At 36.1% G+C, this 12,460-nt stretch carries 12 protein-coding genes; 10 read left to right on the plus strand and 2 right to left on the minus strand.

Annotated features, from left to right (window positions below; translation table 11 throughout):
* Positions 1-92: 92 nt before the first annotated feature.
* Positions 93-1,328: a M16 family metallopeptidase gene (locus G5B32_RS10055; RefSeq protein ID WP_165291414.1), complete on the plus strand. Its 1,236-nt coding sequence runs from the start codon at positions 93-95 to the stop codon at positions 1,326-1,328.
* A 74-nt stretch (positions 1,329-1,402) separates the two neighbouring features.
* On the plus strand, positions 1,403-2,293 hold the full coding sequence (gene fabD, locus G5B32_RS10060; protein ID WP_165291415.1) for an ACP S-malonyltransferase: 891 nt from the start codon (positions 1,403-1,405) through the stop codon (positions 2,291-2,293).
* Positions 2,294-2,347: 54 nt separating this feature from the next.
* Here fabD and G5B32_RS10065 read toward each other — a convergent pair whose 3' ends face one another.
* Positions 2,348-3,076, minus strand: coding sequence for an RDD family protein (locus G5B32_RS10065; RefSeq protein ID WP_165291416.1), 729 nt, complete (start codon positions 3,074-3,076; stop codon positions 2,348-2,350).
* Between the two features lie 32 nt (positions 3,077-3,108).
* On the opposite strand from G5B32_RS10065, the gene G5B32_RS10070 reads away from it, so the two are divergent.
* From G5B32_RS10070 to G5B32_RS10095, 6 genes are read left to right on the plus strand one after another with little or no spacing between them, the layout of a single operon-like run.
* A complete protein-coding gene (locus G5B32_RS10070; RefSeq protein WP_165291417.1) occupies positions 3,109-4,074 on the plus strand; it encodes a stage II sporulation protein M in 966 nt (321 codons plus the stop codon).
* Positions 4,062-4,976: an ABC transporter permease gene (locus G5B32_RS10075; RefSeq protein WP_165291418.1), complete on the plus strand. Its 915-nt coding sequence runs from the start codon at positions 4,062-4,064 to the stop codon at positions 4,974-4,976. The genes G5B32_RS10070 and G5B32_RS10075 overlap by 13 nt, the downstream gene beginning before the upstream one ends.
* Positions 4,969-5,766, plus strand: coding sequence for a hypothetical protein (locus tag G5B32_RS10080; protein WP_165291419.1), 798 nt, complete (start codon positions 4,969-4,971; stop codon positions 5,764-5,766). Before G5B32_RS10075 ends, G5B32_RS10080 begins: the two co-directional genes overlap by 8 nt.
* On the plus strand, positions 5,763-6,968 hold the full coding sequence (locus tag G5B32_RS10085) for a DUF4350 domain-containing protein (RefSeq protein ID WP_165291420.1): 1,206 nt from the start codon (positions 5,763-5,765) through the stop codon (positions 6,966-6,968). The genes G5B32_RS10080 and G5B32_RS10085 overlap by 4 nt, the downstream gene beginning before the upstream one ends.
* Positions 6,965-7,966 (plus strand): AAA family ATPase, encoded by a 1,002-nt coding sequence (locus tag G5B32_RS10090; protein ID WP_223815313.1) that lies wholly within the window; start codon positions 6,965-6,967, stop codon positions 7,964-7,966. The genes G5B32_RS10085 and G5B32_RS10090 overlap by 4 nt, the downstream gene beginning before the upstream one ends.
* Positions 7,966-9,294, plus strand: coding sequence for a DUF58 domain-containing protein (locus G5B32_RS10095; protein WP_165291421.1), 1,329 nt, complete (start codon positions 7,966-7,968; stop codon positions 9,292-9,294). Before G5B32_RS10090 ends, G5B32_RS10095 begins: the two co-directional genes overlap by 1 nt.
* A 38-nt stretch (positions 9,295-9,332) precedes the next feature.
* Here G5B32_RS10095 and metK read toward each other — a convergent pair whose 3' ends face one another.
* Positions 9,333-10,586, minus strand: a complete 1,254-nt coding sequence (metK, locus tag G5B32_RS10100; RefSeq protein ID WP_165291422.1) for a methionine adenosyltransferase — start codon at positions 10,584-10,586, stop codon at positions 9,333-9,335.
* Between the two features lie 272 nt (positions 10,587-10,858).
* Between metK and G5B32_RS10105 the strand changes: the two genes are divergently transcribed.
* A complete protein-coding gene (locus G5B32_RS10105) occupies positions 10,859-11,737 on the plus strand; it encodes a diacylglycerol/lipid kinase family protein (RefSeq protein ID WP_165291423.1) in 879 nt (292 codons plus the stop codon).
* Between the two features lie 10 nt (positions 11,738-11,747).
* A complete protein-coding gene (locus G5B32_RS10110; RefSeq protein WP_165291424.1) occupies positions 11,748-12,095 on the plus strand; it encodes a translation initiation factor in 348 nt (115 codons plus the stop codon).
* Positions 12,096-12,460 lie beyond the last annotated feature (365 nt).

Raw genomic sequence — 12,460 nt, forward strand, 5'->3', positions numbered from 1 at the left:
AAAATACTATAAACGAAACGGCTGTAAGAACTTACAGCCGTTTTTGTTTTTATTGTGTAGTTTTGCAATCAATTTAAATAATAGATAACTAAATGAAAGAATACAATCTTATCCAATTGGATAATGGTATCAGAATATTGTTGCATTACCAAAATTCACCCATCACTCATACATGCATGATCGTCAATGCGGGAGCTCGTGACGAACAGGAAGGGAAATATGGTGTTGCACATTTTATCGAACATTTATTATTTAAACGTACAGAGCGCCGTTCCACCAACCAAATTTTGAATCGTCTAGAGCAAGTAGGTGGGGATTTAAATGCGTACACTACTAAAGAATATACTTGTCTACACGCTTCATTTTTGAATCCACATTTAGAGCGTGCTTTGGATCTTTTTGAAGATGTATTGTTTCATTCTACCTTTCCTGCGAACGAAATCGAGAAAGAAAAAGGTGTTATTTTGGATGAAATGGCATCATACTTGGATAGTCCTGAAGAATCCATTATGGATGATTTTGAGGATTTATTATTCAAAGGAACAGGATTAGGACATAATATTCTAGGTTTGGAAGATGATCTCAAGGCCTTGCAAAAGGAGGATATCTTAGATTTTATGCAGCGCAATTACGATACACATGAAATCGTTATCGCAATTGGAGGTAATTATTCATTAGCTCAAGTAGAACGTATTGGGAATAAGATCTTTGGAAAGATAAAATCCAATAGCCGTACCCGACAAGATAAGGTTACTTTTGAAAATATTGGACAACAAATCGTAATCGATAAACCAATTAATCAAGCGCACTACATGTTAGGTATCAAAACCTTCGGTATTTTTGATGAACGAAAAACAGCTATGCTGTTATTGAATAATATGTTGGGTGGATTTGGAATGAGTTCGATATTAAATCTTGGTATACGTGAAAAATACGGTATTGCATATACGATTGAATCCAATTTCACGATGTATACAGATTGCGGACACTTCAATATTTATTTGGGTACGGATGAAGAAAAATTGAAAAAGGCCGTTTCTTTAGTATTCAAAGAATTAAATAAACTCAAACATGGACCGATTTCAGCTTACCAATTAAAACAAGCAAAGCAAAAATTCAAAGGTCAAATCGCGTTGGCGGAAGAAAATCGTATGAGTATGATTATTGCGGAAGCAAAAAATATCATTGATTACGGTAAAATCATTCCTCTACAAGAGGTTTTTGATAAAATTGAGGAGGTGACTGAAAATGATATTTTAGCACTTTCTACGGAATTCTTTGACGAGTCTAAATTGACTTCCTTGAGCTTTGTGCCAGAGGAAGAATAGCATTTGCACAATATTGTTATATTTGCCCAATATTTTCCATTTGATAATAACCTTTAACAAGAAAATAAGTCGTCATGAAAACAGCTTACATTTTCCCAGGTCAGGGCGCTCAATTCGTAGGAATGGGTCAAGACTTGTACAATCTTAACGAAGAGACGAAAGCTTTATTTGAGAAAGCTAACGATATTTTAGGTTTTCGTATTACAGATATCATGTTCAATGGTACAGACGAAGATCTTAAACAAACAAACGTAACACAACCTGCTATTTTCTTGCACTCCGTGATTTTAGCAAAAGCATTAGGGGATAAATTCCAACCTTCTATGGTGGCAGGTCACTCTCTAGGTGAATTCTCAGCTTTAGTATCAGCAGGAGCTTTATCTTTCGAAGATGGCTTAAAATTAGTTTCTCAACGTGCGAATGCGATGCAAAAAGCATGTGAATTGCAACCATCTACGATGGCAGCGATTTTAGGTTTGGATGATGAAACCGTTGAAAAAGTTTGTGCACAAGTAGAAGATGTAGTGGTAGCAGCGAACTACAATTGTCCTGGTCAGTTGGTGATATCTGGCTCTATCGAAGGTGTAGATAAAGCTTGTGCTTTATTAACGGAAGCTGGCGCAAAACGTGCTTTAAAATTAAATGTAGGTGGTGCTTTTCACTCACCATTAATGGAACCAGCTAAAGTTGAATTGCAAGCAGCGATCGAGGCGACAAACATTCAATCGCCTATTTGTCCAATTTATCAAAATGTGGATGCTAAAGCATACACAGATCCGCAAGAAATCAAGGCTAATTTAATCGCGCAATTAACTGGCGCTGTACGTTGGACTCAAACCGTTCAAAATATGTTAGCTGACGGTGCAGAAGCATTCGTAGAAGTTGGTCCAGGAAATGTGTTGCAAGGTTTAGTGAAAAAAGTAGATAGACAAGCGCAAACATCTTCTGCTTCTATTGCAGAATAATGACATTATATTACTAAAATAGAAAATGCGACTCAAAAGGTCGCATTTTCTATTTTAATTGTCTTTGAAAGAGTAATAATGATCTTGAATTACTTGAGCCACAAATTTCTCGGGCAGTTCTTCACTTTTTTTTCCAATCATTAATTCCACCTGCGCAGCTAATGCTTTGATGATTTCATAATTTTTGCGACGATAGCCGGTATTGTAAATATCTTTTATCTCATTAATCTCCTCGTCGGAAATTTTATACACCTCAGGATATACGATTTGATGTTCGCTCGCGAGTTCCTCAAAAACAGTTTGCTTCAAATTAAGCGTTTCTTTGAGACTTATTACAGTGGTGTCAGCAGCAATATCACCCAATCGCTGGCCTTTTTGTGAAAGAATAATAGAGGTCAATCCAACACCACCCATACTTAAGAATATATCGACTGCATTTGCCACCCAACGGATAAAGTATTGATAGAAAGTAGCGCGTGTGCCATCTATTTTAACCACTTTCAGTTTCATAATTCTTTTTCCCAAAGTCTGACCGTTTAGCAACATCTCACAACCAATAGTGTAAAAAAAGACTGGTAAATAAACCAAGGAATAGATGCCGTATAAAGCCCATTTGTCTAAACCATCTAAAATATTAGTTGACCTTAAGAATAGTACAACCGAAAATATATACAATAGCATTACACCATAGTCTAATGCAAAAGCTATAATACGCGTACCAACAGGAGCTAGCTTGTATTCGAAATTTACGTTTTGCGGTGTGTTTATTAATAGCTTATTCATATATTTGGTTAACGTCAATTTTAACTTAAAGTATGCGAGAGGCTTCCTTTATAGAACGAAATAAAGAAAAATGGTTGTTAATTGAAAATAATTTACTCAATATTGTAAATGTTGACCCTGATATTTTGGCCTCAAATTATATAGAACTGACTAACGATTTAGCTTACGCACAGACTTTCTATCCCCAAAGTAAAACCAAAGATTATTTGAACGAATTGTCCATTCGTGCACATCAATTAATTTATAAAGACCAAAAATCTTCCAGCAACAAATTAAGTCATTTTTTCACTTACGAGATATTTGAATCTATTTGGAAGATTCGAAAGCAATTAGTGTACTCTTTGCTGATTTTTCTGTTGGCAAATGTTATTGGATTTATTTCGGCACATTATGAAGAGAGTTTCTTGAAATTTATCATGGGTTCGCATTATGTGGATATGACAGTACAAAATATCAAAGAAGGAAATCCAGCTGGCGTGTATCAACAAGGGTCGAATTGGGGAGGGGCACTGGCTATCACGATTAATAATGTGCAAGTTGCTTTCTTTGCATTTATTTATGGTATTTTTTTCAGCCTAGGCACAGGGTATATTCTGATGATGAATGGTATTATGGTCGGAACCTTTCATTATCTTTTCTTTAAATATAATGTCCTGAGCGAAGCAATGACAGCTATTTGGATACATGGTACCATTGAGCTTTCTGTGATTGTCATTGCCGGAGGATGTGGGCTGGCAATGGGCAACAGTATTCTTTTTCCAAAATCATATACTAGACTAGAATCTTTCAAACGTACGGTAAAGCATGCAGCGAAAGTACTAATTAGCACTATACCTTTCTTTATAATGGCAGGTACACTCGAAGGATATGTAACTCGATATTATCAAGTGTCTGTATGGATGTGCTTAATTATCATCGCGATTTCTTTGCTATCCATTGTGTATGTATATATCGTAAAACCTAAACAAATGGCTTTAAAATACGGATGGGACAAATAGACTTCGAATTTAAGCGTGAGCGAAAGTTGGGAGAATTTGTTCAGGATTTTATCAACTTATTAAAAGTAATAAATCGACATTTAGTATCGGTCTTGTTTAAATTACTGATTGTGCCGATTTGTATTGTCGTGTTGATAGGGTATTATCTGACGACCCAAATGCGATTCAATGCCAATTTCTCCAACGTAGACTACTTTAATATCGGCGCTAGCTTTGTCAGTTTAGGGCTTTTGGTCCTTTTGATATCCATTTTTGCTTTTGGATTTACAATAGAATATTTTATTCTTCTACGTAATCGTAAGCAAATCGATTTTGGTTCAAAGGAAGTGTGGCTGCAATTTCGCACAAGCATAGCCTATTATCTTCGATTCTTTTTGGCAATGCTTGTGGTAGGGGTGTTGATAGCTTTGCCTGTTGCCATTGCTGCACTTTTATCAGCTTTTATTCCTATTGTAGGAACATTTGCTACAGGGATTTTATTTTCTATGATTGGCATGTGGTTTTTTACTGCTTTTATGCTTTACCGAGAAGATTACTATGACCTTATTGATTGTTTCGGAGGAGCTTTTACGTTGCTCCGTACTAAAATCTTTGAATACGGTACAGCCTCTTATATTGTTTCCTTTATCTTTCAAGCCTTATTAAGTATCATTACAATCATTCCCTTTGTGATTATTTTTGTCATTAGTTATAATGCTATTGGCTTCAACAATGATTTCTTTGAATCCGAATGGGGACGTGGCATAGCGACTTTTGGAAGTCTTGTAGTAGTCCTTTTATTCATTGTGTACTATATGCTCTCTGTGATTAGTTACGGCATTATTTACGAAACGGCAAAGGAGCTTAAGTTTGGGGAAGATGTATTTGCACGTATAGAAAAGTTGGGAGGCAAAGATGTATAAATTCTTGTTTTGTTTATTCTTCGTGTTAATCACTCTTTCGTCTTATTCCATTCAGCAGGATTCTACAACAGCTATTATAGAAGGAGTAGAGCCTGAACAAAATACACCTAAATATGAATATTGGAAAAAAGATTATTATCATAATATTCCCAAAGTTGAGTCATTAAGTGTTGCCAATGGACAGAGTTTTGAGGAGATGATAGGCAGTTATCAAAGCAAAGAGTTCGAATATATAGAAAGCATATCGGACAAGTTGAGTGTATGGTCTTCGATAAAAGAGTGGATTAATAAGTTCTTTAGCGATTTATTCCCAGATGTCAACGTGAGTCCTGCACAATGGTTCTATGACTTATTGGGCGTCTTGGGGGTGGTATTGGTCGTATTTCTGCTGTACAAATTATTCTTCTCGGGAAAGCAGTTTATTATCAATCCCAAAGAAAATCTGCTGGAGGACGAGCAGACTGTTGAATTTGTAGAAAAAAATCTGTTGGAAATTGATATCAATAATTACATAAATAATGCTGTACTATCGAATAATTACGCTTTAGCGATTCGCTATCAGCAGCTTTTGAATATACAGCTTTTGGCAAAGAAAAATATCATAGTTTGGGATCAAAGCAAAACAAATCTGGAACTAACGGATGAAATTGAGCAGAGCGAGTTGAAAAATGATTTCAAAAAATGTTCTGCTTTATTCGACTATGTGTGGTTTGGTGAATTTACCATCACTGCAGCAAAATTTGAGGAGATTACGAACCAATTTAAGGCATTTCAAAGGAGGTGGTCATGAAAAGAAGTTCTTGGTTAGGAATTTTACTTTTGCTGATGGTCTTTTTGGGAATTGCTCTCATAGATTCGAGTGCCAAAAAACCGATTGATTGGAGTGAAACTTATCTATTTAGGGATAAAATTCCTTTTGGGACATATGTGTTTAGAGAAGAGATACCGAACATTTTAGGAACGGATCGTACGTATACCAATTTTGGTGAATCCACATGTGAATTGCTGTCCAATTTTGATTCATTAGCATTCACTCAACGCGCTATTATTGACATTAGTGAGTTTCATAGCATCTATGAGCATGATACAAAGAGTCTTCTCAGCTATGTCGAAAATGGAGGTGAAGTGTTTCTCTCCGGTAAATCTATTACCGATGAATTTTTGGACACGCTTGGATTATATTTTGAACTCCTAGACTATGCAAAGTTTAGACCTACTCCACGGTCAGTGTATTACACCTTAGGTCAAGATACGGCTCGACTGTATCTGGATAAAGTGACTAATATGCCTGTGTTTTCTAAACTTAACCCAGATAATACCACTGTTTTAGGCTATTTGAATGCAAGAGGAAGAGCACTGCCAAATTTTATCAAAGTATCACATGGCAAAGGCTCCATCTATTTACACCTGCTTCCTGCGGTTTTTGGGAACTATTATATGTTGCAAGAGAAAAGCTACAATTATGTGACTAAAGCACTTAACATTATAAAGAGTAAAGAAATATGGTTGTCCGATTACGCCTATAATTGGACGCAACCTAGGACGCCTTTGCGAGTCATACTTCAACAGCCTGGGTTTAGGCAAGCGTGGTATTTATTATTGTTTGGTCTGGTCATGTTAATGATTTTCAAATCCAAAAGAGAACAACGTGCAGTTCCTGTTATTACCCCTGAGCCAAATAAGTCAAAGGAATTTGCACAGACAATAGGTAATTTGTATTACGAAAATGGAGATCCAGGTAATATCATTCAGAAGAAAATTGAATATTTTCTTTTTGATGTTCGGAACAATTATCAATTGGATACTTTAAAGCTAGATGACGAACGTTTTATAAAGCAGTTGTCTTCAAAGTCAACCGTAGATTTGGAAGAAACCAAATCGCTTTTGCAGCTCATTGGGCATTATAAAAATAAAAAGCAGGCATCACTCGCGGATGTTAAATTAGTAAATCAAAAAATTGAAGATTTTAAACAAAAAGCCAATTTCATATGATGGAACAAGAAAATTTGGAAAGATATCAACCTGATTTTGAGAATAGAATAGACCTAAGCGTATTGCAAAGTAAATTTGAAGCGGTACGTGATGAAGTCAAAAAAGTCATCATTGGACAAGATAAAGTAATAAATATGCTTCTGCTGGCGATATTGGCTGGCGGACATTCTCTGATTGAAGGTTTGCCTGGCGTTGCTAAAACTTTGACCGCTAAATTGATTGCAAAATCCATTCGCAGCATTTTCAAGCGGATTCAATTTACACCAGATTTAATGCCTTCGGATGTTACAGGTTCTACGATTTTGGATTTAAAATCTAATGAATTTGAGTTCCGCAAGGGGCCTATTTTTGGTAATGTTATCTTGATTGATGAAATCAACCGTGCTCCCGCGAAGACTCAATCTTCGCTGTTTGAATGTATGAGCGAGCGACAGGTGACGGTGGATGGAAAGACCTATCCGATGGCTAGTCCTTTTATTGTCTTTGCTACGCAAAATCCTATCGAACACGAAGGAACATATCGTTTGCCAGAAGCACAATTGGACCGTTTTTTGTTTAAAATCGATGTCAACTATCCCGATTTTAATCAGGAATTAATAATCTTAAAAGAACATCACGAACAAAAAGCTCAAAACAAAGAGGCCTTAGTTCAAGAAGTGATTTCGGTAGATGAAATTATCCATTTCCAGCATTTGGTTAAATTGGTTTTCGTTCATGAAGATTTATTGAAATATATCGCACAGATAATATTGCAAACACGCACGAATCCCTATTTGTCCTTAGGTGCCTCGCCGCGTGCTTCCATCGCTATCTTAGAAGCTTCGAAAGCTTCGGCTGCCCTGCAAGGTCGTGATTTTGTAACGCCTGAAGATGTTAAATATGTAGCCGATTCTATTCTATCGCATCGTATTCAGTTAACACCAGAGAAGGAAATGGAAGGCTTTACACCTACTTATATCGTACAGCAGATTGTTGAAAGTGTAGAAATTCCAAGATAATGAAGTATTTACGGAGGCTGTATATCAAAAATAGGTTCTTTTATGTGTTGCTAGGTTTGGCGGCGTGTTTTGCGCTTTCTTTCTACCTAGAGCCTCTACGTATAATTACTACTATTTTACTGTGGATTTTTATAGGAGTTTGCTTTTGGGATTTGTTGATGTTAAATCTTCCGAAGCATCAGCTTATGATTAAACGTCAATATCCTGATAAATTATCAAATGGTGACCAAAATCCCTTCGTCATAAGTTTGAGAAGTGCTTTTCCGACGAATATAAAAGCTCGTGTACTGGAAGAAATACCGATTCAGCTTCAGGTCCGAGCGAATGAATTTGAAGTAGAGCTTTTGCCTCGCAAAGAGACACAAATTGAGTACACACTAAATCCCAAAAAGAGAGGTGTTTATGCTTTTGGGAAATGTAATGTGCTGGTCAGTCATTTGGGATTGTTCGAACGAAAGTTTGCCTTGGATGAGCCATTAGAAATTCCATGCTATCCTTCTTTTATTCAGATGCGCAAATATCAGCTTTTGGCAACCACGGATAGATTGGTCGAAATGGGGGTGAAGCGTATTCGTAGAATCGGAAGCACAATGGAATTTGACCATATCCGAGAATATGTGAAAGGAGATGAATATAAACATATGAACTGGAAAGCATCGGCGAAGCACAATCGCCTGATGGTGAATCAATTTCAGGAAGAGAAATCGCAACCTATATATTCCTTTATCGATATAGGTCGCGTCATGCGTATGCCTTTCAATGAAATGACATTATTGGATTATGCGATTAATTCGACCTTAGTATTATCCAATGCCGCCATATTAAAACAGGATAGAGCTGGGATGTTGACGTTTGGTCGTAAAGTAGAAAATCATATTCCTCCTGAAAAAAATAATAAGCAAATGAAGCTCATCTCAGATAAGTTGTATGGAATCACCACCAACTTTGAAGAATCTGAGTTTGGAAATCTATATGCTTTTATGCGACGTCATGTCAATAAGCGTTCGTTGCTATTTTTGTATAGTAATTTCGAAACCTTAGATGCTTTGAATAGACAAATGTCTTATTTGCGCATGATGGCAAAAAGCCACATCGTCGTTGTGGTTGTATTCAAAAATACGGAATTAATTGAAATGGCTAAAGAGAAAGCCCGAACTTCAGTTGAAATCTATAATAAGATTATAGCAGAAAAGTTTGTCTACGACAAGAGCTTGATAATTCAAGAACTAAATCGAAATGGCTTGCAAACGATTTATACAGCACCAGAAGATTTAAGCATAAAATCGATAAATAAGTATCTGGAAATAAAAGCGAGAGGATTGATATAAAAATAAAAAGGCGGAATTCAAAAATTCCGCCTTTGCTATTAAATATAGAAAGCTTCTTTGATTTTATCGACGTAGTCTAATTTTTCCCAAGTGAATAATTCCACGTCAAGAGTTTTAGTTTCGCCATTTGAATTTTCAAAAGTCTTTGTTACGACTTTGTTTGTTCTACCCATGTGACCGTAAGCTGCGGTTTCTGAATAGATCGGGTTGCGAAGACCTAAACGAGTTTCAATGCCGTAAGGTGTCATATCAAACAATTCGGCGATTTTTTGAGCGATTTCACCATCGGTAGCATTTACTTTGCTCGTACCATATGTATTTACATAGATACCCATTGGATCTTTCACGCCGATAGCGTAAGAGATTTGAACCAAAATTTCGTCAGCAACACCAGCAGCTACTAGGTTTTTAGCGATATGACGTGTAGCGTAAGCTGCTGAACGGTCTACTTTCGATGGATCTTTTCCGGAGAAAGCACCACCACCATGCGCACCTTTACCACCATAAGTATCTACGATGATTTTACGACCTGTCAAACCCGTATCACCGTGAGGGCCACCAATTACGAATTTACCTGTAGGGTTGATATGGAATTTGATATTGTCTGTGAATAAAGCTTGCAATTCTGGTTTCAATTGCGCTTTCACACGAGGGATCAAGATATTCTTAATGTCTTCTGTGATTTTTACCAACATATTCGGCTCTGTATCGAACTCATCGTGCTGCGTTGAAATTACGATAGTATCGATACGTTGCGGTTTGTGGTCATCACTATATTCTAATGTTACTTGTGACTTAGCGTCTGGACGTAAATACTTAATTTCATTATTTTCACGTCTCAAAGCGGCTAATTCATATAATAAGCGGTGTGAAAGGTCTAATGCCAATGGCATATAGTTTTCTGTCTCGTTACTTGCATAGCCAAACATAATGCCTTGATCACCCGCACCTTGTTCTTGCTTGCTTTTACGGTCTACACCTTGATTAATATCAGCAGATTGTTCATGGATAGCAGATAATACACCACATGAATTTGCCTCAAACATATATTCTGACTTTGTGTAGCCAATCTTCTCGATTACTGAACGCGTGATTTTCTGTACGTCAAGATAAATTTTTGATTTAACTTCACCAGCTAATACTACTTGTCCTGTTGTAACTAAAGTTTCGATTGCTACACGCGAATCTTCGTCCCAAGCTAAGAAATTGTCAATTAATGCATCTGAAATTTGATCGGCAATTTTGTCAGGATGGCCTTCCGATACGGATTCGGATGTAAATAAGTATGCCATATTTGTTTTTTTGTTTTTAACACTAATAAATAGGAGGTGCTATCGAAAAGATAGAAGTGGAAAAACGTAATGAATGAATGGTTTTTAGCACTTTTTTTTCGTGGTTGCAATCTCCCTTTTTACTTAAGATTTGTAAAATGCAAATCAGTCCACATTTATTATTTGGTCGCAAAGTTACAACACTTTTATTATTATCCCAAAATTTGATCTGGATTATATTAATTTTTACTCCTATTGAAAATTAGGCTATATTTACTCAGTTGATTTTAGTTATGCAAGAACAGAAAAAGATACTTTTCGTTATTAATCCTATATCGGGAGGCAAGAAGAAAACTGCTTTTAACAAAAAGGTTTTGGAGGTGTTGGATATGCAAAAGTTTAAGCCGACTTTTCAGCAAACTACCAGACCAAACCATGCTTATGAATTAGGGAAAATGGCTATCGAAGAGGGTTACGACGCTGTCGTCGCTGTTGGCGGAGATGGAACCATTAATGAATTAGGATCTGCCTTAGTAGGAAGTGGAATTCCGATGGGAATCATACCAGAGGGGTCAGGAAATGGCCTTGCACTTTATTTAGGTGTCCCAATGAATGAAACCTCCGCAATTAATCGTCTTAATCGTTTCGAAACAGTTGATGTGGATTGTGGTATTATTAATGAAAAACCTTTTTTTAATATAGCGGGATTAGGCTTTGATGCTACTGTATCGGATCGATTTGCCAACGACTCCATTCGAGGACCTATAGGTTATTTGCGTTCGGTCATTAATGTAATAAGTAAATACAAACCGTGTAAATATGAATTGACTATAGACGGGAAACTGTATGAACGAGAAGCTTTTATGATTTCTGTGGCTAATTCGCCACAATATGGAAACAATGCTTACATCGCACCAAATGCATCTGTAAATGATGGAGTTTTGGATGTGTGTATCGTTCATAAATTTCCGCTGTATATTCTACCCATGATGGTGTTTCACTTGTTCAATCGTTCGGCAGATCAATCAGAATATGTGGAGATTATTCCAGGAAAGGACATAAATATTAAAAGACTGGATGCTGGACCAATTCATGTGGATGGTGAGCCAGTCAATATGGCGAATGATTTAAACATAATAGTAAAACCAAAAGCATTGAAAATAATTTGCTAAAATTAAAAATATGGCTAAGCAGAAAAAACAAAGATTTGAAGGTATAGTCTTCTCTACGGATTCAAATTTTGAATATGAATTCGATTCGCATGAGACTGTAGAAACTTTACCTCCTAATAGACAGAAACTAAAAGTGTTATTAGATAAAAAATCACGAAAAGGCAAAGTTGTTACAATCGTAGAAGGATTTGTGGGGGATGATGACGATTTGCAAACACTAGCTAAAACATTAAAGCAGAAATGTGGAGTGGGTGGAAGTGCCAAAGATGGAGAGATTTTAATACAGGGAGATTTTAAGCAAAAGATATACGATTTATTAAAAAGTCTTGAATATCAGGTTAAAATAGTAGGTGGGTAATAATAAAATGACTTATTATTCGTTTAGATTAGGATAACTACATTTTCAAAATCTTTTGCTTAGTCTAGAGCTGATGAAATTCAAAAGTAAGTGTTTGGTTACTTATTTTTCAAGGTTAGCCAGTCATTAATTTGGATATGCAAAAAAAAATAGTTTTTATTGCATAATATTCTGTAGATGGATATTGATTTTTTAATCACGCATAAGAATAGGATTGCCGCGATGATCGTTCTTATCGTTATCCATAAAAAAGAATGATAAAAAAGGATTGAAAAATTTGAATTTTATATCAAAATAGTATATTTGTTTTGACAATGGTCAGAATGATGTCAATAATTTTGCATTATTTTAATAGAATTAAACAT

The organism is Sphingobacterium sp. SGL-16 (assembly GCF_011043515.1).
GTDB classification, from domain to species: Bacteria; Bacteroidota; Bacteroidia; order Sphingobacteriales; family Sphingobacteriaceae; genus Sphingobacterium; species Sphingobacterium litopenaei.